We start from the raw sequence: 18,706 nt of genomic DNA, 5'->3' as shown, positions 1-18,706 counted from the left end.
GCGCGGCGCGGCGCGGAGCGCTTCGCGTCGCGGTTGCGGGGGATGCGGGCGCCTTGGAGACGACGGACCGGCACAGGCTGGAAACGCGCAGCTGGTGGCAGACGCGCTGGTTCGTGCTGTTCGCGGCGCTGGCATCGGCCGTGCCGCTGCTCTGGCCCGACATTCCGCCGCTCGTCGATCTTCCGGGCCATATGGGGCGCTATCGGGTTCAGCTCGATCGCGACACCTATCCCTGGCTGAACGACTGGTATGATTTTCAGTGGCAGCTGATCGGCAATCTCGGAGTCGATCTGCTCGTCGTTCCGCTTGCCAAGCTGTTCGGTCTCGAGCTTGCGGTGAAGTTGATCGTTCTGACGATCCCGCCGCTCACGGTGACGGGCCTGTTGTGGATCGCGCGCGAGGTGCACGGGAAGATCCCGGCGACCGCGCTGTTCGCGCTGCCGCTTGCCTACAACTTCCCTTTCCAGTTCGGCTTCGTGAACTTCGCGCTGTCGATGGCGCTGGCGCTCAACGCCTTCGCGCTGTGGCTGCGGCTGGCGCGGCAGGGCCGGTTCGTGCTGCGGAGCTGGCTGTTCATACCGCTGAGCTGCCTCATCTGGCTGACCCACACCTTCGGATGGGGGACGCTGGGCGTGCTCGCCTTTTCGGCCGAGCTGATCCGCCAGCACGACGTGCGCGTGCGCAAGGGCGCGCGATGGCACGAGGATTTCGTTTCGAGCTGGATCGTCCCGTGGTTTCGCGCGGGCATCCAGTGCCTCGTGCTGGCGCCGCCGGTCCTGCTGATGTTCGCCTGGCGGACCGGCGATCACGTCTCCGGCCAGACCGCCGACTGGTTCAACTGGCGCGCGAAGATGCAGTGGGTCACCATGGTGTTTCGCGATCGCTGGCAGCTGTTCGATCTCGCCAGCCTCGGCGTGCTCTATCTGATCCTGTTCAAGGGCGTTCGCGACCCGAACATCGAATATTCGCGCAACCTGCTGCTTTCCGCGCTGTTCCTGCTCGCGGTCTATCTGCTGCTGCCGCGAATCGTGTTCGGCTCGGCCTATGCCGACATGCGGCTGGCGCCCTATATGATCGCGATCGGGCTGGTCGCGCTGCGGCCCAAGCCCGGGCTTTCGATGCGCGGCGCGGCGCTCGTCGCGGCGGCGGGGCTCGCCTTTTTCCTTGTGCGGATCGGCGGCACGACGTGGAGCTATGCGCTGTTCGATCGCAGCTATGATCGCGAGCTTGCCGCGCTGGAGGAACTGCCGCCCGGATCGCGGGTCGTCACCTTCGTAGGGTATAGCTGCGCCAACCCGTGGAAGATGTCGCGGCTCGAGCACATTCCCGCGATGGCGTTGGTGCGGCGGCTTTCCTACAGCAACGATCAATGGTCGATGGCCGGGGCGCAGCTTCTCACCGCGCGCTATCGCGCGGCGCGCGGTTTCCGTCAGGATCCGTCGCAACTCATCACGCCGCGGCAGTGCCGGGGCCAGTGGTGGCGCCCCGCGGATCGCGCGCTGGCGCGGTTTCCGCGCGACGCCTTCGACTATGTCTGGATCGTCCAGCCGCCGCGCATCGATCCGGCGTTGATGCAGGGGCTGGAGCCGGTGTGGCGCAGCGGATCGAGCGGCCTCTATCGCGTCGATCCATTGGTGTCGCCGCGCGCAGGCGAGGCGCCGCGAGCGCCCCTTACGCCGAGGCCTTCCTGAACGGCGTCAGTTCGCCCAGATACTCCTCTTCCGCCGCGACTGCCTCGCGCTCGCGGTCCAGATAGTCGGCGACGGCGCGCCGGAAACCGGGATCGGGCAGATAATGCGCCGACCAGGTGCGCACCGGCGCATAGCCGCGCGCCAGCTTGTGCTCGCCCTGCGCGCCCGCCTCGACGCTGGAGAGACCGCGCGCGATCGCGGCGTCGATCGCCTGATAGTAGCAGAGCTCGAAATGGAGGAACGGCACGTCCTCGACGCACCCCCAATAGCGGCCATAGAGCGTGTCCGCGCCGATCAGGTTGAGCGCGCCGGCGATCGGCCGGCCGTCCCGCTCGGCCAGGATCAGCAGCACCTTGTCGCCCATCGCCTCGCCGAGCATCGAGAAGAAGGGCCGGGTGAGATAGGGGCGGCCCCATTTGCGGCTGCCGGTATCCTGGTAGAATTCCCAAAAGGCGTTCCAGTGCGCCTCGGTGATCGCCGCGCCGCTCAGATGGCGAACGGTGATGCCGCTCTCCAGCGCAGCGGCACGCTCCTTGCGGATCGCCTTGCGCTTGCGGCTGGCAAGGTCGCCGAGGAACGCGTCGAAGCTGTCGTAGTCCCGGTTGGCCCAGTGGAACTGCGTGCCGGCGCGCACCAGCCAGCCGGCCCGTTCGAACTCCGGCAACTGCTCGGGCGCCACGAAAGTGGCGTGCGCCGACGACAGGCGGTTCTGGTCGGTCAGCGCCTCGATCGCGGCGATCAGCGCGGCGGCGGCCGCCTCGGGTGCGTCGGCGCGCAGCAGCAGCCGCGGGCCCGGTACCGGCGTGAACGGAACCGCCACCTGCACCTTGGGATAATAGCGTCCGCCGGCGCGCTCCCAGGCATCGGCCCAGGCATGATCGAACACATATTCGCCCTGGCTGTGCGACTTGGCATAGGCGGGGGCCACTGCGACCGGCACACCCGCGGCATCGTCGATCACCAGCGGCATGGATTGCCAGCCGGCGCGTGCCGTCGCCGAGCCGGATCGCTCGAGGATCGACAGAAAGGCGTGGCTGACGAACGGGTTACGACTGCCGGCGCAGGCGTCCCAATGCGCCGCGGGGATCGAAGCGACACCATCGGCGATGCGGGCAGTGATGGGAAGGGCGCTCACGCGCACGAATGTAGGAGGCGCTGAGCTACAGGCAATCGCCTGCGCCCGGATCATCGTCGCTGATGACGTGTCCCGCGCGCTCCGCTAAGACGCGCGCCCATGAATCGTCCCCGGCTTTCCGTAGTCGTCCCCTGTTACAACGAGGAGGGCTGTCTCGACGCGCTGCATGCGCGCATATCGGCCGCGGCGCGCACCGCCGTGGGCGACTCCTACGAGATCGTCTTCGTCAACGACGGATCGAAGGACGCGACCTGGCAGGTGATGCAGCGGCTGGCCGCCGCCGATCCGCACCTTGTCGCGATCAATCTGTCGCGCAACCACGGCCATCAGCTCGCGCTGACGGCGGGGCTCGATCTCTGCGCCGGCGACGAAATCCTGATCATCGACGCCGATCTCCAGGATCCGCCCGAGCTGCTTGCCGATATGCGCGCCACCATGGCGGCGCAGCAGGCCGACGTGGTCTATGCCGTGCGGCGCAGGCGCGAAGGCGAGACCTTCTTCAAGAAGCTTACGGCGGCGGCCTTTTATCGTGTGCTCGACCGCGTGACCGACACGCCCATTCCGCTCGACACCGGCGACTTCCGCCTGATGAGCCGGCGTGCGCTCGACGCTTTCCTCTCGTTGCCCGAGCAGGCGCGGTTCATCCGAGGGATGGTCGCCTGGATCGGCTTCCGCCAGGTGCCGTTCGTCTATGACCGGGCCGAACGCCATGCGGGCGAAAGCAAATATCCGCTTGGCAAGATGATCCGCTTTGCGCTCGACGCGGTCACGGGATTCTCGACGGCGCCGCTGCGCTTCGCCAGCCATGTCGGCCTGTGGCTGACGGCGGCGTCGGTGCTGCTCGTGCTCTACATTGCGGTCGGCTGGCTCAGCGGGTCGGCAGTGCAGGGCTGGACCTCGACGATGCTCGTCGTCGTGCTGCTCGGCGCGGTGCAGATGTTCGTGCTTGGCATGATCGGCGAATATCTCGGCCGGCTCTACGTCGAATCGAAGCGACGCCCGCTCTATCTGGTCGCGGACGTGGCCGGGCCGGTGCAGGGCCATGCCCGGCTGGGCTATCGCTATCAGGATTCGGGCGCGGTCAGCGTCTCGCCGCAGGTCTGGGATCAGCCCGAGGGCGAGGCGAGCACGATCAGCGACAGTCCGGGCGGGAACGGGATACGCCCGAGCGCGTGACGCTCGAGGCGGAAGATCCGTTCGAACGCCGCGTTGAGCGGGGCAGGCGGCGGCGAATCGTCGCTATCGTCCTTGCCGGTCAGCTTGCCCGCCAGGCGTGCCGCGACCGCAGCGGGAAACAGCAGCGAGTTGAAATAGCCGAGCTTGCGCCAGCGCAGACCGGCCGCGCGCAGCGCCGCCTTCAGCGTCTTCTTCGAATAGCGCCGCTGGTGATGGTTCACCGTGTCGTGCGCGCTCCACATCCATTGATGGGCAGGGACGGTGATCAGGATCTTCCCGCCCGGCTTCAGGCATTGCGCCATCGCCCGCAGCGCCGCGACGTCGTCCGCCACATGCTCGACCACGTCGAGCACGGCGATCAGATCATAGGCGCCGCGCGGCACGTCTCCCAACTCGGGCAGCGGCGCGGTGCCGACCGGTTTTCCCAGCCGCTCGGCGGCCATCGCGCCCGCCGTTTCGTCGATCTCGATCGCGTCGACTTTGCCGAACCGCGCGAGCATCGGCAGGTTGTGGCCGGTGCCGCAGCCGATCTCCAGAATGCGCGCGTCCCGCGGCAGACCGCCCCAGCGCTTCAGATAGTCCGCCAGTACCTCGCGGCGCGCGCGATACCACCAGTGGCTGGTGTCGTGCTGCGCCATCCGCTCGTAGACGATCCGTTCCATATCAGCCGAACACCCATTGCCGGTTGAGCGCGAAAGTGGCGAGCGGCGTCACGAACAGCAGCGGCACCACCGGTGTCCATTCCGGAAGCCCGAGCAGCGCGACGCAGAACCACGTCCAGAAGGCGTTGAGGCCATAGCTGATCAGGCTGACGACGAAGAAACGAGTCGTGGTTCGCCGCACATCGTCGCGCCGGCCGTGGCCCTTGAAGCTCCAGCGGCTGTGGAGGACATAGCCGACCGCGACACAGACCAGATAAGCGCCGAACATCGCCGCCTGCGGGTGAATCGCCGTCGAGAGCACGAGTCCCGTGTAGAGCGCCCCGCCCAGCAGGGTTACGCCGCCGCCGGTGATGCCATAGCGGATCAGCTGGCCGAGAAGGCCGCTGTCCCGCATCGCCTGTACCCGTCGAACGATCGCCGTCACGTCTGTCCTGCTCTTTCGCCCGCCGCACGAACGGAAGGAGTTTCCGTCGGGCGTCGAGCGCACTAAGGCGCCGGGGAGCATAGGGGAAGCCTTTTGAAGCGCTTGGGATGGGGCGGGTGCCGCCTCGATCGGGAGTTGGATCGCCACTGGCTGCGCTGGGCGCTGCTTGCCTGGGCGGCGGTGGCCGTCTGGTATCTGTGGCAGCGCTGGCCGCAGGTCCAGTGGCTCGCGTTGGGCGATACCGACGATAACATGCGGCTGATGCAGGTCCGCGCCTGGCTGGCCGGGCAGGGCTGGTACGATCTGCGCCAATATCGGCTCGATCCGGCGTTCGGCGGGTTCGACATTCACTGGTCGCGGGTGGTCGATTTGCCGCTCGCCGGCCTGATCCTACTGTTCAAGCCGTTCGTGGGGACCGCATGGGCCGAGCGGCTCGCCTCCGGCATCGCGCCGCTGCTGCCGTTGGCGGTGGTGATGACGGCGCTTTCCGTTACGGCGCGGCGGCTGATCGCGCCCGCGGCGTGGCCGGTCGCACTGATCGTGCTGATGGGCTGTACCTCGACCATGTTGATGTTCGCGCCGTTGCGGATCGATCATCATGGCTGGCAGCTCGCCTGTCTTGCCGTCACGGTCGCCGGGCTCGCCGATCCGCGGCGCGCACGCGGCGGCGCCACCGTCGGCCTTTCGAGCGCGGTGTCGCTGACGATCGGGCTCGAGATGCTCCCCTATTGCGCGATGGCCGGAGCGATCGTCGCGCTACGCTGGATCTGGGACGCGGCCGAGGCGCGCCGCATGCTCGTCTATGGGCTCAGCCTCGGCGGCGGCAGCGCGCTCGGCTTCGCGCTGTTCGCCTCGCACGCCAATCAGGCGATGCGGTGCGACGCACTGACTCCGGTGTGGCTTTCGGTGATGGTAGCGGCGGGGCTGCTCCTGTTTCTGCTCGCGCTCGCCAATCCGAGCGCGCGCTGGGCCCGGCTGGGACTCGCGGCAGTCGCGGGCGCCGCCATTCTGGGGGGCTTCGCGGGCTTCTACCCGCAGTGTCTCGGGCGGCCAGAGGGCGTCAGCCAGGCGCTCGCCGACACCTGGCTCAACAATGTCCGCGAGGCGCGGCCGATCTATCGGCATCCGCTGCGCACTGCCTTTCCGGTCGCGGTGCTGCCGGTGATCGGCATCCTGGGCGCCTTGTTCGCTACCTGGCGGTGGCGGCGGAGCGAGCGGGTGGTCGGCTGGGCAGCGATCGCGCTGTTCACTGCGTTCGCGGCGGCGATGCTGCTCTGGCAGGTGCGCGCCGGTCCCGCCGCGCAGATGCTGAGCGTGCCGGGGGCGACGGCGCTCGTCTGGGTGGTGGTGCCCTGGTGCCTCGGGCACCGTTGGATCTGGGTGCGGATCGGCGGGTCGGTGGCGGCGTTCCTGCTCGTCTCGGGGCTCTTCGCGGGTTTCGTGCTGCGCTATCTTCCGCAGGATCCGCCCAGCAACCGCAGCGTCGCGATTCGCAACGCCAATGCGAGCTGCGCGCGTTTCTGGGCGATGCAGCCGCTCGACCGGCTGCCGCGCGGGACGATCTTTACCCAGGTCGATCTGGGACCGCGCCTGATCGCGCTCACGCGGCACAATGCGGTCGCCGGCCCCTATCATCGCAACGAACGTGCGATTCTCGACGTGCATCGCGCCTTCACCGGATCGGCCGAGCGCGCGCGAGGGCTGATCGCACGGCACCAGGCCGATTATCTCCTGATCTGCCGCGACATGTCGGAGACCACCGTCTATCGCGCGCGCAATCCGAACGGATTCTATGCGCAAATCGTCGGCGGTCGGGTGCCCGAGTGGCTCGAGCCGATCAGCCTGCCGGAAAACTCGCCCTTCCTGTTGTTCCGGGTCGAGCGGGAGCGACGCGCGGGCGCGTGATCGTCAGGCGACAGCCGCCGCGGCGCCGGCGGTGAGGCTCGCCCGCACCCCGTCGATCACGAATTGCGTGGCGAGCGCCGCCAGCAGCACGCCGAGCAGCCGCGTGATCATCGCTTCGATCTTTGCGCCGAGCAGCCGCATCAGCGGGCCGGCAGCAAGCAACGCGCCCAGCGTGAGCAGCAGGATCGCCGCCATCGCCGCCAGGATGACGCCCGAGCTCTCCGGATGCTGCGACGTCAGCAGCATCACGCTGGCGATCGATCCGGGCCCGGCGATCATCGGCATCGCCATCGGGAAGATCGAAATGTCGTCCTGTTCGGGATCGGCGGCGACCTTCTGCGCGCGATCCTCGCGTCGCTGAGTGCGCTTCTCGAACACCATTTCGATCGCGATCAGGAACAGCATGATGCCGCCGGCGATCCGGAAGCTGTCGAGACTGATGCCGAGCGCGCGCAGCAGCTCTTCGCCCGCGAGCGCGAAGAACAACAGGATCGCGGCGGAGACGAGCACGGCACGAATCGCCATGGTACGCCGCTGGACCGTGGTCGCGTCGGAAGTCAGCCCGGCGAAGATCGGCGCGCAGCCGGGCGGATCGATCACCACGAAGAACGTGATGAGCGCGGAAACGAACAGCTCGATCATGCGCCGGACCCCACTTCGTCGTAGATCACTCGTTCGAACGCGCTGCCGTTCCACAGGTTGGTGAAGAACCGGCGCGATCCATCGTCGAACACCGTCCATCCCCAGCGCAGCGTGCCGTCGCGCGAGGCGCCGTTGCCCTGACGCGCGCCGAGCGACGGGATCACGGCCACCGGTGGCACGGCGGAGCAGTCGGCCGTGCGAACCTCGACTCGCTCCGGCAGTGCTCGTCCGCCGTCGACAACGTCGCCATGGTCGAGCGCCCATTTCCAGCTGCCGTCCGGCTGCCGCTCCCAAACCGTGCTGAAATAGCCGCTCGCATGCGGCCGCGCCCAGGACCCCGTGTTCACCGCCACGCTGCCGTCGCACGAGACGAAGCTGCGCGCCGGCCACCATTGCACGGCGATCGGGGGCTCCTCGGCGGGAAGCGCGCGATGCGGATTGGCGGGCGCGGGCATGAAGATGACGGCATCCGCATCGGCGAAGCGCCGGAACGCCGCCCATTGCCCCTCCACCTGCGCCGCCGTGCTGAACGCGCGCTCGGCGTCGAGCGCGGTTTCGGGGTCGCCGGCGATGAGGAGCAGCGCCGCTGCGATCACAGCGCCTCCTCGTCGAGCGGCACGGCCTCGCGACGGTGCGCGGCGACCAGCGTGTTCCGGAGCAGACAGGCGATGGTCATCGGGCCGACGCCGCCGGGCACAGGCGTGATCGCGCCCGCCACTTCCACCGCGCTGTCGAAATCGACGTCGCCCACCAGGCCGCCCTCGGTGCGGTTGATGCCGACGTCGATCACGGTGGCGCCCGGCTTCAGCCAGTCGCCGGACACGAACCGCGGGCGGCCCACGGCGGCGACGACGATATCGGCATTGCCGACGTGCCGTGCGAGATCCCGGGTGCGCGAATGGGCGATCGTGACGGTGCAGCTCTTCGCCGTCAGCAGCGCGGCCATCGGCTTGCCGACGATGTTCGATCGGCCGATCACGACCGCGTCCTTCCCCGCAAGCTCGCCCATCTCGTCCTCGAGCAGCATCAGACAGCCGAGTGGCGTGCAGGGCACGAAACCCGGCAGGCCGACCGCGAGCCGCCCCGCGTTCACCGGATGGAAGCCGTCGACGTCCTTGTCCGGATCGATCCGCAGCAGCACCGCCTCGGCATCCAGATGGCCGGGCAGCGGGAGCTGGACGAGGATGCCGTCGACGTTCGGGTCCGCGTTCAGCCGATCGACGAGCGCGATCAGCGCCTCCTGGCTCGTGTCGGCGGGCAGGCGATGTTCGAAGCTCTCCATGCCCGCCTCGCGCGTCATCCTGCCCTTGTTGCGGACATAGACCGTCGAGGCGGGGTCCTCGCCTACCAGCACGACTGCGAGCCCCGGCGCGCGGCCCGCTTGCTCGCGAAATGCGGCCACTCCGTCGCCGACGCGGGCGCGCAGCCCGGCCGCGAACGTCTTTCCATCGATGATCCGGGCGCTCATGCGGCCGACCCATAGTGGCTGGCGGCGATCTGTGCCAGCGCCGGCGACTCGCCTTCGATCGTCAGCCGCTTGAGCCGCGCCGTGTCGCCGGAGATCAGCGTTACCGCGCGTCTGGAGACGCCGAAGCTGCGGGCGGCGAGCGCGACCAGCGCCGCATTCGCGGCACCGTCGACGGGCGGTGCCGTCAGCCGGGCGGCGAAATGCTCCTCGGTTCCCGCGGCGAAGCTGTCGCGCGCGGCGCGCGGCGTCACGCGCACCGCGATCTCGATCCCGTCCTCCCGCAGCCGCCAGGCCGGCATGCGCGGCTCAATAGGCCGCGCTGGCCAGGCTGTAGAGGATCTGCCGGATGACGATCTCGTTGAGGATGTAGAGCAGCAGCAACACCACCAGCGGCGACAGGTCGAGTGCGCCGAAATCGGGCAGGACTCGCCGGACCGGCCGGTAGATCGGCTCGGTCAGCGTGCGCAGCGCGTTCCAGACGGTACGGACGAAATCATTGTAGGTGTTGATCACGTTGAAGGCGATCAGCCACGAAAGGATCGCCTGGACGATGATGATCCACCACAGCACGTTCAGCAGGAGCTGGACGATCTGCAGCAGCACGATCAGGAAGGCGTTCAAGCAAGGTCTCCAAACACGCGTGTTGCCGTGGTTATAGGATCGCCCGGCCGCGCGGCAAGGGCGGCGCCCCTATTTGTGTACGAGCGTGCCCGCGCCGCGGCGGGTGAAGATTTCGAGCAGCATCGCGTGCGGGACGCGCCCATCGAGGATGACGGCGGCGTCGACTCCCGCGGCGACGGCGGCGGTGCAGGTCTCGACCTTGGGAATCATGCCGCCGAAGATCGTGCCGTCCGCCTTGAGATCGGCGATCTGCGCCGCGTCGAGATCGGTCAGCAGCGCACCCGACTTGTCCATCACGCCGGCCACGTCGGTCAGCAGGAAGAAACGCGATGCGTTGCAGGCGCCGGCGATCGCGCCGGCCATGGTGTCGGCATTGATGTTGTAGGTGTTGCCGTCGGCGCCCAGCGCCACCGGCGCGACCACCGGGATGAACCCCTCGCGCGCCAGCGTGCCCAGGATCGTCGGATCGACCGCGACGGGTTCGCCGACGAAGCCGAGGTCGACGTGCCGCTCGATACCCGAATTGGGATCGGGCTCGCTGCGCTTGACCTTCTCGGCGACGACGAGCCCCGCATCCTTGCCCGAGATGCCGACCGCGCGGCCGCCGGCTTCGGCGATCCAGGCGACGATCTCCTTGTTGATCTTGCCCGCCAGGACCATTTCGGCGACTTCGGCGGTCGCCGCATCGGTGACGCGCAGGCCGCCGACGAACTGCGATTCGACTCCCAGGCGCTTGAGCATCGATCCGATCTGGGGGCCGCCGCCATGGACGACGATCGGATTGATGCCGACCGCCTTGAGCAGCACGACGTCCTCGGCGAAGTCGCGCGCCAGCTCGGGATCGCCCATCGCATGGCCGCCATATTTCACCACGAAGGTCTTGCCCGCGTAGCGCTGGAGATAGGGCAGCGCCTCGGTGAGTGTCTCTGCCTTGGCGAGCAGCGCGGGATCGGGCGAATGGTCGGTCATCGCGGGACGCTTAGGGCCGCGCCGCGCCACGGTCCAGCGAACGACCGATCCACACGACCAGATAGATCAGCAGCGGCACCAGCAGCGCCGACAGCACGACCTTGGCGAGCATCTGGCCGATCAGCAGGCTGGTGACGTCGAACAGGCCGTAGAAGGCGACGAACACGAACACGAGCGTGTCGACGATCTGGCTGAGCACGCCCGCCACTGCCGAGCGGAACCAGAGCAGGCGCGATCCTTCGCTGCCCTTCAGGGCCGCGAAGATGGTGACGTTCAGCGTCTGCGAAATGCCATAGGCCAGGATGCCGCCGATCCAGATCCGCCAGGTCGAGAAGAGAATTCCCTGAATTGCTGCCAGTGCTTCGGGCCGTTGTTCGATCATCTCGCTCGACGGCGGGAGCGCATAGACGAGTAGCGAGAGGAGCAGCGAGACGATCAGCGGGATGAAGCCGAACTGCACCAGCCGGTTGGCGACCGCGCGGCCGTGTAGCTCGGCAACGGCGCTGGAGACCACCACCAGCAGCAGGAACGCGAAGATTCCGGCCTCGACGGCGAGCGGACCGAGCGCGACCTGCTTGTTCCCCAGCACACCGGCAATGCACACCATGCCTCCGTAGAAGATGGAGAGGACGAAGAGCGAGCGGGAGATCACGGGCGGAGTGGCGGTCGTCATCGCGTGGTGCTAGCGGGATTTTCGCAGTCGCGGAAGCGCCTAGCCGATTCGGCGCCAGCATGTATGGTGGCGCGCCATGTCGCCGGCGCCGCCGGCCTCCCGGGGAATGAACGCCACCAATGACCGAGTTTCCGATTGGCATCGTCGGGATCGCCGCAATCCTGGCCATTGCCTTCCTGCTTTCGACCAACAAGCGGGCGATCCGGTTACGCGTCGTGGCCGCCGCTTTCGCGCTTCAGGTCGGAATCGCAGTACTGGTGCTGTACGTCCCTGCCGGTCGTCTGGCGATCGCGGCGATGGCGCGCGGCGTTTCGGCGCTGCTCAGCTACGCCCAGGCGGGCACCGATTTCCTGTTCGGCCCGCTCGCCTCGCCCGAAATCGGGGGGACGAGCTTCGCCATTTCGGCACTGCCGGTGATCATCTTCTTCGCCAGCCTGGTCGCGGTCCTCTACCATCTGCACATCATGCAGTTCGTCATCCGCTGGGTGGGCGGCGCGATCGAGAAGGTGATCGGCGTTTCCAAGGTCGAATCGCTGTGCTCGGCCGCCAATATCTTCGTGGGGCAGAGCGAATCGCCGCTGGTCATCCGCCCCTATCTCGCCAGTCTCACTCCGTCGCAGCTCTTCGCGATCATGTCGGTCGGCATGGCGGGCGTGGCGGGGACTATCCTGGCCGCCTATGCGACCTTTCTCGGCGCGGACTATCTGCCCTATCTGCTCGCGGCGTCGTTCATGGCGGCGCCGGGCGGGCTGTTGATGGCCAAGATCATCATGCCCGACGCGCTCCCGCCGAAGGATGGCGAACATGCGCGCGAAACCGATCCGATCGCGCGTGAGGAGGAAGTGATCCGCGCGGCCGAAGTCGTGGCGGAGGAAGCGCCTGCCGCGAACGTGATCCAGGCCGCCGCCGAAGGCGCGCAGACCGGCGTGCGAATCGCAGTCGCCGTCGGCGCCATGGTGCTGGCGTTCGTCGCGCTGGTCGCGCTGGCCAATGGTCTGCTCGGCGGCATCGGAAGCTGGTTCGGATATCCGGAGCTGAGCTTCCAGGCGATCATCGGCACCGTGTTTTCGCCGATCATGTTCCTGATGGGAATCCCCTGGGAAGAGGCCGATATCGCCGGGGGCCTGTTCGGCACCAAGCTGGTGCTCAATGAATTCGTCGCCTTCATTCAGCTCGGCGAGCTTGGAGATATCTCGGAGCGGACGCGCGCGATCGTCACCTTCGCGCTGTGCGGTTTTGCCAATTTCAGTTCGATCGCGATCCAGATGGGAACGACCGGCAGCCTGGCGCCCAATCAGCGGCCGATGATCGCGCGGCTGGGAATCCGGGCGCTGATCGCGGGCAGTCTCGCGAATCTGATGAGCGCCGCGCTCGCGGGGTTGCTGCTGCAATTCTGATCAGCCGAGCAGGCCAGGCAGGTTCGTCGTCACGACGTAGAGGCTGCCGCCGGTCGCCGCGAAACCGAACAGCATCAGCAGCCCGTCGCGCGCCGTCAGGCCGAGACCGAACAGGAGAATCGCGCTCGCCGGCAGCGCCGCGGCGAACGGTAGCAGTTCGAGCGGCGGCATGGCGAAGCCGAGCAGCATGCAGCACAGCGCCGCCAACCACTCGGCGGGCCGCGTCGTGGCGAAGGTAAGGCGTCGGCCGACGAGCGCGTCGATCCTCGCGAGCAGGCCCTTTGCCTTGTCGCGCGCCTTTTCGACCTTGCCCTTCGAGACGCCGCGGCGACGAATGAAGCCGGGCGCCCAGGGGTGCCGCCGACCGATCAGGATCTGCACCGCGATCAACATGGTGAGGAGGCCCATCGACGTGGGCACGCCCGGAATGCCGCCGATGGGGGGAAGGATCGCGATCAGCGCGAAGATGCAGAGAAGCGGCCCGAACCCTCGGCTGCCGAAAGCGCTCAGCAATGTGCCGATCGTGACATCGCCATTTTCTTCCGAATCAATCGCTTCGTCGAGCAGGTTCTCGAGCGGTTTTCCGGAGTCTGCAGTCTTTTCCGCCTGAGCGGCCATCCCGATGTTCCCTGACCGTTTCCGGTCCGGAACGCCTCAGCAGCAGCTTGTCTCCACGAATCAGAGCTTGCCGAACCGCTCCTCATAGGCAGCGATATCGCCCTTCGCGAGCAGTTCGGCCTGTTCGATCCAGCGATCGCGCTCGAGCCTTCCGCGGAAGTCGCCGAGTTGCGCGTCGAGTGCCGCGGCATCTTCCGGCGAAAGCGCCGCAATCTGTTCGAACCGCGTGATGCCGAGGCCGTTCAGGCGCTCGGCCAGCCGCGGGCCCACTCCCTTCATCCGAGTGAGGTCGTCGCTGGCCTGCGCGGGAGCGGACGCTCCTGCGGGCGGGACGGTTTCCGTGGCCGGCTCGGGCCGAGGCTGCGGCGCTGGTTCCGGCTCCGCCGCGGGCACTTCGGCGTCGGCGACGGGCGGAGGGGCGGGCGCGACCGGCGGTGCCGCGATCGTGCGCTCGGTCTCGGACGGTGGCTCGGCAACTGCGGCTTCGTCGACATATCTCGCCTGGCCGCTCTCGGTCAGCTCGTGCTCGGCGGCACGCCGTTCGCGCGCGCGCCGCGCTCCCCACAGAAGCAATGCGAGCGCCACCAGGACTCCGATCGCGATCAGAACGAAGGGCAGCGTCAGATATTCCGGCGCACCTTCGATGATGGGCGCGGCCGTGGCCGATGTCGATTGCTGGTTCATTGCCCTCCCTCCGGCGTCATGCAGTTGCCTTGGACAAATGCATAACGCCGGATCGGAGTGCGTCCAGTCGTCGCGGCGTTATTCGCCGCCGCCGTTTTCCGTTTTGACAGCGCCCGGCGCGTGTGACCCGGCCAGCCGGACAAGCTGGACGAACTCTTCACGCCAATAGCCGCTCGGCTGTCCCGCCAGCGCTTCGATTTGCGGGAAGGTGAAGCCGTTCAGATAGTTGTCGCCCCGCAGCTTCTGTCCGAACGCCGCCACTGCGCTGACGAAAGCCATGTCGCCCGAAGGCGCTTCGGCAGTCGCCAGCGTGCGCGCGGGAATCGGCCTCGAAATCAGCCGCGATTCCTCCTCGCCCGGCAGCTTGTAGCGCAGCTTCACATAGCCGAGTTCGTTGCCGGTGCCGTGTGGCGCAGCGGCGCGATTGGCTTCGTATCGCCGCTCAGGAAGCCAGCCGCGCGAACCGGCGGGGACGATTTCGTACAGTGCGGTCACCTGGTGCCCGGCGCCGATCTCGCCGGCGTCCACGGCATCATTGTCGAAATCCTGCTCGGCCAGCAGACGATTCTCGTAGCCGATCAGCCGATATTCGCTGACCTGCGCCGGGTTGAACTCGACCTGCACCTTCACGTCGCCCGCGATCGTGACGAGCGTGGCAGCCAGCTGGTCGTCGAGCACCTTCTGCGCTTCCATCGCACTGTCGATATAGGCGTAGTTGCCGTTGCCGATGTCGGCGATGCGCTCCATCAGCGCCTCATTATAGTTGCCGGTGCCGAAGCCGAGGGTAGTCAGCGTGATGCCGCTCTCGCGGTTGCGCTCGACCATCTGCTCGATCGCGTCGTTGCTGCTGACGCCGACGTTGAAGTCGCCGTCGGTGGCGACGAAGATGCGGTTGATCCCGTTTTCGATGAAGCTTGCCCGTGCGGTGGCATAGGCGAGTTCGAGGCCCTGGCCGCCGGCAGTCGAGCCGCCTGCCTGAAGGCATTCCAGCGCGGCCCGTATATGCGCGGCACTGTTCGTCGGTTCGAGCACGATGCCCGCCGCGCCGGCATAGACGACGATCGACACTCGATCGCGCTCGCCCAGGCGATCGGCGAGCATCGACAGCGCGCGCTTCACCAGCGGTAGCTTGTCCTCGCTTCCCATCGATCCGGAAACATCGACGAGGAAGACCAGGTTCGCCGGTGGCCGCCCGTCCGCGGTCACGTCATAGCCGCGCAGGCCGATGCGCAGCAGCCGCGTGTCCGGGTTCCAGGGCGTTCGAGCGACATCGGTGGTCACGCTGAACGGCTGGGTGCGCGCTTGCGGCAGCGGATAGTCGTACCGGAAATAGTTGATCATCTCTTCGGTGCGCACCGCCTCCTGCGGCGGCATTCGCCCGTCGCGCAGGAATCGGCGCGCATTGGCGTAGCTGCCGGTGTCGACGTCGATCGAAAAGGTCGAGACGGGCGCTTCGGCCACCGTCTGGATCGCCGCGATTTCCTCGCCAGCGTAGCGCTCGGTGTTCTCTCGCGAGCCATAGGGCGCGGCCACGACCGGGTGAGGAGCGCGGGCGGCGTTGCCGGTGACGAACGTCTCGGCGGACGCCGTCGGTGCCGGTAGTGGCGGCGGAGCGGGGGGCGCCGGCGGGGCGGGCGGCGGCGGCATCATGATCGGCTGCGGCTGAGGGGCCTGCTGCCTCGTCGGTGCGATCGTGGGTGTCGGCTGGCCGACGCGCGTGTCTGAAACAGTGCAGCGTACCGGCGAACTATTGTCCTGTGCCCGCTGCGGCAGCGGTATTGCGGCCAGCGGAGGCGGCGCGACGGACGTCAGCAGAAACGCGGAACTACCCAGCAGAAGCAACGAACGCGACATGACGATCTCCCCTTATCTTGCCGTCCCTGTTCGAAACGGTGGCGCAAAGTCTCGACCCGGCCGGATGAGCGTCCGATGAACAGTGATGTTATTCTGTACCTCGACTTTCCCCGTCGCTGTCGTTCCAGCTGTCGTGCCTGTTCATGCCGACTCGCGTTCCAGCGCGCGCCAGCCGATGTCGCCGCGGCAGAAGCCGCTCGGAAAATCGATCTCGGCGACCGCGGCATAGGCGCCAGCCTGCGCTGCCCGTACATCCGTGCCGGTTCCGACGACGCTGAGCACACGGCCGCCGCTTGCCACCAGTCGATCGTCTTCCAGCGCCGTTCCGGCGTGGAAGACGCGCGCCCCCGTCGCTTCCGCCGCATCGATGCCGCCGATCACGCCGCCGCTCTCGGGAGTGCCCGGATAGCCCTTCGCCGCCAGCACCACCGCAAGCGCACTGCTCTGCGAAAAGACCGGATCGGGCCGTCCCGCCAGCTCGCCCGCCTCGGTGGCCAGCATCAGCTCGAGCAGATCGTCCTCCAGTCGCGGCATCAGCACCTGGCACTCGGGATCGCCGAAGCGGACGTTGTATTCGATCAGCTTCGGCCCCTGTTCGGTGAGCATGAGACCGGCATAGAGCACCCCCGAATAGGGGCTTCCCGCCCGGGCGAGCGCGGCGATCGTCGGGCGGACGATCCGCTCGATCGCCTCGCGCTCCAGCGCCGGGGTCAGCACGTGGGCCGGGCTGTAGGCGCCCATGCCGCCGGTGTTCGGCCCGGTGTCCCCCTCGCCGACGCGCTTGTGATCCTGCGCCGATCCGAACGGCATCACCGTGACTCCGTCGGTGAGCACGAACAGGCTTGCTTCCTCGCCTTCGAGAAACTCCTCGATCACGGCGGTGGCGCCGTTGCGCGAGAAGATGGCCGAGATCGCTTCCTCCGCCTCCTCGCGTGACATGGCGATCGTCACGCCCTTGCCGGCGGCAAGGCCATCCGCCTTCACCACGACCGGCAGCGGGAAATCGGCGAGCGCGGCCATCGCGCCGTCGCGCGAGTGGACATGGACATAGCCGGCGGTCGGGATCCGTTCGCGCGCGCACAAATCCTTGGTGAAGCCCTTCGACCCCTCCAGCTGCGCCGCGTCGCGTCCCGGACCGAACACGCCGATCCCCATGGTGCGCAGATTGTCGGCCAAGCCCGCCACCAGCGGCGCCTCGGGTCCGATCACCACGAATTCGATCGAATTGCGCAGGCAGAAATCGATGATCGATCGATGGTCGGTGGCGGCGATATCGGCGAGTTGCGCGTGCTGCGCGATCCCCGGGTTGCCGGGCGCGGCGAAGAGCTTTTCCAGCCGCGGCGATTGCGCGAGCTTCCAGGCGAGCGCATGTTCGCGACCTCCCGATCCGATCAGCAGGACGTTCATGCCCGATCCCTTATTCGATTCGTCTTCGCAACGTCTGGTAGCCGAGGAGAGTCCCGGCGACAACGCCGCACCGTGGAGCGTGAGCGAAATCTCTTCACGTCTCAAACGGATAGTGGAGGGGGAGTTCGGCTTCGTCCGGGTACGCGGCGAGATCTCCGGCTGGAAACGCGCGGCCTCCGGGCACTGCTATTTGTGCCTCAAGGACGAAGGCGCGGTGATCGACGGAGTGATCTGGCGCGGCCAGGCCGCCGCGCTGCCGTTCAGCCCACAGGACGGCGCCGAAGTCGTCGCCATCGGCCGGCTGACGACATTTCCCGGCCGTTCGAAATACCAGATCGTCGTCGAGCGGATGGAGCTTGCGGGCGAGGGCGCGCTGATGGCGCTGCTCGAGAAGCTGAAGGCGCAGCTCGCCGCCGAAGGGCTGTTCGCGCCCGAGCGCAAGCAGCCGTTGCCCTATCTGCCGCGCACGATCGGCGTGGTGACGTCGCCCACCGGCGCGGTGATCCGCGACATCCTCCATCGGCTCGCCGATCGCTGCCCCTGCCATGTGCTGGTCTGGCCGGTGAAGGTGCAGGGCGAAGGCGCCGCAGCCGAAGTGGCGGCGGCGGTGCGCGGGTTCGATGCGATGCCGGCGATCGGGCCGGTGCCGCGGCCCGATCTGTTGATCGTGGCGCGCGGCGGCGGCTCGATCGAGGATCTGTGGGCATTCAACGAAGAGGCAGTGGTGCGTGCGGTCGCCGGCTGCTCGATTCCGGTGATCTCCGCCGTGGGGCATGAAACGGACACCAGCCTGTGCGATTTCGCCGCCGATTTGCGCGCGCCTACGCCCACCGCGGCGGCGGAAATGGCGGTGCCGGTGCTCGCCGAACTGTCGAACGGCCTCGCAACGCTGGCGCTGCGGGCCGAGCGATGCGCCCGCCGCTATCAGGAGCGCGGACAGGAACGGCTCACGTCGCTGGTGCGGCTGCTGCCCAAGCGGGACGCATTGCTGGGCCCGCAGCGGCAGCGGCTCGACGATCTGGGCGGGCGGCTCGATCGCGGGCTGGAACGCCGCGTCACGCGGGCGCGGACCGAGCTCGACCGGTGCGCCGGTGCGCTGCGCCCGGCAATGCTCGCGCAGCGGCTCGCCGCCGCGCGCGATCGGCTGGAAGGGACGGGGCGATTGCTCGACGCCGCGCATCCGGAGCGGCCGCTCGAACGGGGCTATGCCTGGGTGGAGGCGCGCGCGACCGGAAAGGTGGCCGCGACCGCCGCAGAGGCGCGCAGCGCCCAGGCGCTCACTCTCCACTTCCGCGATGGCGCCGTGGAGGCGCGGGTTGAGCGCAGCGGCGGCAAAACCTATGAAGCGAAAAAGCCTGAGCAGCCGACTCTGCTGTGACG

Annotated in this window: 19 protein-coding genes; 5 read left to right on the top strand and 14 right to left on the bottom strand. The window is 67.9% G+C overall.

The window, feature by feature from the left end:
* Positions 1 to 53 precede the first annotated feature (53 nt).
* Positions 54 to 1,691 carry a hypothetical protein gene (locus tag ACQ450_RS08390; RefSeq protein WP_431468918.1) on the top strand — a complete coding sequence of 546 codons (1,638 nt, stop codon included), beginning with the start codon at positions 54 to 56 and terminating at the stop codon, positions 1,689 to 1,691.
* Here ACQ450_RS08390 and ACQ450_RS08385 read toward each other — a convergent pair.
* Positions 1,672 to 2,826, bottom strand: coding sequence for a GNAT family N-acetyltransferase (locus ACQ450_RS08385; protein ID WP_431468917.1), 1,155 nt, complete (start codon positions 2,824 to 2,826; stop codon positions 1,672 to 1,674). The genes ACQ450_RS08390 and ACQ450_RS08385 overlap by 20 nt on opposite strands.
* A gap of 99 nt (positions 2,827 to 2,925) precedes the next feature.
* Between ACQ450_RS08385 and ACQ450_RS08380 the strand changes: the two genes are divergently transcribed.
* The gene (locus ACQ450_RS08380) at positions 2,926 to 4,002 is read left to right on the top strand and encodes a glycosyltransferase family 2 protein (RefSeq protein ID WP_431468916.1); all 1,077 of its coding nucleotides are present in this window, start codon (positions 2,926 to 2,928) and stop codon (positions 4,000 to 4,002) included.
* On the opposite strand, the gene ACQ450_RS08375 is transcribed toward ACQ450_RS08380, so the two are convergent.
* Together ACQ450_RS08375 and ACQ450_RS08370 are read right to left on the bottom strand one after the other, a co-directional pair.
* Entirely contained in the window at positions 3,933 to 4,664 is a 732-nt protein-coding gene (locus ACQ450_RS08375; RefSeq protein ID WP_431468915.1) for a class I SAM-dependent methyltransferase, read from the bottom strand. The two genes, ACQ450_RS08380 and ACQ450_RS08375, sit on opposite strands and share 70 nt — an antisense overlap.
* 1 nt (position 4,665) lies before the next feature.
* Positions 4,666 to 5,088: a GtrA family protein gene (locus tag ACQ450_RS08370; RefSeq protein ID WP_262504054.1), complete on the bottom strand. Its 423-nt coding sequence runs from the start codon at positions 5,086 to 5,088 to the stop codon at positions 4,666 to 4,668.
* 93 nt (positions 5,089 to 5,181) lie between these two features.
* Here ACQ450_RS08370 and ACQ450_RS08365 point away from each other — a divergent pair, with 93 nt between their 5' ends.
* Positions 5,182 to 6,993, top strand: a complete 1,812-nt coding sequence (locus ACQ450_RS08365; protein ID WP_431468914.1) for an AcrB/AcrD/AcrF family protein — start codon at positions 5,182 to 5,184, stop codon at positions 6,991 to 6,993.
* Between the two features lie 3 nt (positions 6,994 to 6,996).
* On the opposite strand, the gene ACQ450_RS08360 is transcribed toward ACQ450_RS08365, so the two are convergent.
* From ACQ450_RS08360 to ACQ450_RS08330, 7 genes are all read right to left on the bottom strand, one after another.
* On the bottom strand, positions 6,997 to 7,635 hold the full coding sequence (locus ACQ450_RS08360; RefSeq protein ID WP_431468913.1) for a MarC family protein: 639 nt from the start codon (positions 7,633 to 7,635) through the stop codon (positions 6,997 to 6,999).
* Complete coding sequence (locus ACQ450_RS08355) at positions 7,632 to 8,231, bottom strand: hypothetical protein (protein ID WP_431468912.1); 600 nt, start codon at positions 8,229 to 8,231, stop codon at positions 7,632 to 7,634. The genes ACQ450_RS08360 and ACQ450_RS08355 overlap by 4 nt, the downstream gene beginning before the upstream one ends.
* The gene (gene folD, locus ACQ450_RS08350) at positions 8,228 to 9,103 is read right to left on the bottom strand and encodes a bifunctional methylenetetrahydrofolate dehydrogenase/methenyltetrahydrofolate cyclohydrolase FolD (protein WP_431468911.1); all 876 of its coding nucleotides are present in this window, start codon (positions 9,101 to 9,103) and stop codon (positions 8,228 to 8,230) included. Before folD ends, ACQ450_RS08355 begins: the two co-directional genes overlap by 4 nt.
* Positions 9,100 to 9,402, bottom strand: coding sequence for a DUF167 domain-containing protein (locus ACQ450_RS08345; RefSeq protein WP_431468910.1), 303 nt, complete (start codon positions 9,400 to 9,402; stop codon positions 9,100 to 9,102). The genes folD and ACQ450_RS08345 overlap by 4 nt, the downstream gene beginning before the upstream one ends.
* A 7-nt stretch (positions 9,403 to 9,409) precedes the next feature.
* A complete protein-coding gene (locus ACQ450_RS08340; RefSeq protein ID WP_188056409.1) occupies positions 9,410 to 9,712 on the bottom strand; it encodes a YggT family protein in 303 nt (100 codons plus the stop codon).
* Between the two features lie 81 nt (positions 9,713 to 9,793).
* Complete coding sequence (gene argB, locus ACQ450_RS08335; RefSeq protein ID WP_188056173.1) at positions 9,794 to 10,693, bottom strand: acetylglutamate kinase; 900 nt, start codon at positions 10,691 to 10,693, stop codon at positions 9,794 to 9,796.
* Positions 10,694 to 10,703: 10 nt separating this feature from the next.
* Complete coding sequence (locus ACQ450_RS08330; protein ID WP_431468909.1) at positions 10,704 to 11,366, bottom strand: queuosine precursor transporter; 663 nt, start codon at positions 11,364 to 11,366, stop codon at positions 10,704 to 10,706.
* A 119-nt stretch (positions 11,367 to 11,485) separates the two neighbouring features.
* On the opposite strand from ACQ450_RS08330, the gene ACQ450_RS08325 reads away from it, so the two are divergent.
* Complete coding sequence (locus ACQ450_RS08325; protein ID WP_431468908.1) at positions 11,486 to 12,763, top strand: NupC/NupG family nucleoside CNT transporter; 1,278 nt, start codon at positions 11,486 to 11,488, stop codon at positions 12,761 to 12,763.
* Here the strand turns inward: ACQ450_RS08325 and ACQ450_RS08320 are convergent, their stop codons facing one another.
* From ACQ450_RS08320 to purD, 4 genes are all read right to left on the bottom strand, one after another.
* Positions 12,764 to 13,381, bottom strand: a complete 618-nt coding sequence (locus ACQ450_RS08320) for an exopolysaccharide biosynthesis protein (RefSeq protein WP_431468907.1) — start codon at positions 13,379 to 13,381, stop codon at positions 12,764 to 12,766.
* A 60-nt stretch (positions 13,382 to 13,441) separates the two neighbouring features.
* Entirely contained in the window at positions 13,442 to 14,065 is a 624-nt protein-coding gene (locus tag ACQ450_RS08315) for a hypothetical protein (protein ID WP_431468906.1), read from the bottom strand.
* Between the two features lie 78 nt (positions 14,066 to 14,143).
* Complete coding sequence (locus tag ACQ450_RS08310; protein ID WP_431468905.1) at positions 14,144 to 15,715, bottom strand: vWA domain-containing protein; 1,572 nt, start codon at positions 15,713 to 15,715, stop codon at positions 14,144 to 14,146.
* Between the two features lie 345 nt (positions 15,716 to 16,060).
* Positions 16,061 to 17,326: a phosphoribosylamine--glycine ligase gene (gene purD / locus ACQ450_RS08305; RefSeq protein WP_188056168.1), complete on the bottom strand. Its 1,266-nt coding sequence runs from the start codon at positions 17,324 to 17,326 to the stop codon at positions 16,061 to 16,063.
* Between purD and xseA the strand changes: the two genes are divergently transcribed.
* On the top strand, positions 17,325 to 18,704 hold the full coding sequence (gene xseA, locus ACQ450_RS08300) for an exodeoxyribonuclease VII large subunit (RefSeq protein WP_431468904.1): 1,380 nt from the start codon (positions 17,325 to 17,327) through the stop codon (positions 18,702 to 18,704). The two genes, purD and xseA, sit on opposite strands and share 2 nt — an antisense overlap.
* The last annotated feature ends 2 nt before the right edge of the window (positions 18,705 to 18,706 follow it).

It is taken from the genome of Sphingosinithalassobacter sp. LHW66-3 (assembly GCF_050703275.1).
In the GTDB taxonomy this organism is placed as follows: domain Bacteria; phylum Pseudomonadota; class Alphaproteobacteria; order Sphingomonadales; family Sphingomonadaceae; genus Sphingomonas.
Note: the sequence above shows the minus strand (reverse complement) of the source record. Positions and strands in the feature narration are given on the sequence as shown.

What these genes read in the sequence shown, in the direction of transcription:
- ACQ450_RS08380 (WP_431468916.1), top strand. Translation starts at nt 2,926, where the DNA reads ATGAATCGTCCCCGGCTTTCCGTAGTCGTCCCCTGTTACAACGAGGAG.
- ACQ450_RS08375 (WP_431468915.1), bottom strand. Translation starts at nt 4,664, where the DNA reads ATGGAACGGATCGTCTACGAGCGGATGGCGCAGCACGACACCAGCCAC.
- ACQ450_RS08360 (WP_431468913.1), bottom strand. Translation starts at nt 7,635, where the DNA reads ATGATCGAGCTGTTCGTTTCCGCGCTCATCACGTTCTTCGTGGTGATC.
- folD (WP_431468911.1), bottom strand. Translation starts at nt 9,103, where the DNA reads ATGAGCGCCCGGATCATCGATGGAAAGACGTTCGCGGCCGGGCTGCGC.
- ACQ450_RS08345 (WP_431468910.1), bottom strand. Translation starts at nt 9,402, where the DNA reads ATGCCGGCCTGGCGGCTGCGGGAGGACGGGATCGAGATCGCGGTGCGC.
- argB (WP_188056173.1), bottom strand. Translation starts at nt 10,693, where the DNA reads ATGACCGACCATTCGCCCGATCCCGCGCTGCTCGCCAAGGCAGAGACA.
- ACQ450_RS08330 (WP_431468909.1), bottom strand. Translation starts at nt 11,366, where the DNA reads ATGACGACCGCCACTCCGCCCGTGATCTCCCGCTCGCTCTTCGTCCTC.
- ACQ450_RS08325 (WP_431468908.1), top strand. Translation starts at nt 11,486, where the DNA reads ATGACCGAGTTTCCGATTGGCATCGTCGGGATCGCCGCAATCCTGGCC.
- ACQ450_RS08320 (WP_431468907.1), bottom strand. Translation starts at nt 13,381, where the DNA reads ATGGCCGCTCAGGCGGAAAAGACTGCAGACTCCGGAAAACCGCTCGAG.
- ACQ450_RS08315 (WP_431468906.1), bottom strand. Translation starts at nt 14,065, where the DNA reads ATGAACCAGCAATCGACATCGGCCACGGCCGCGCCCATCATCGAAGGT.
- ACQ450_RS08310 (WP_431468905.1), bottom strand. Translation starts at nt 15,715, where the DNA reads ATGATGCCGCCGCCGCCCGCCCCGCCGGCGCCCCCCGCTCCGCCGCCA.
- xseA (WP_431468904.1), top strand. Translation starts at nt 17,325, where the DNA reads ATGCCCGATCCCTTATTCGATTCGTCTTCGCAACGTCTGGTAGCCGAG.
- purD (WP_188056168.1), bottom strand. Translation starts at nt 17,326, where the DNA reads ATGAACGTCCTGCTGATCGGATCGGGAGGTCGCGAACATGCGCTCGCC.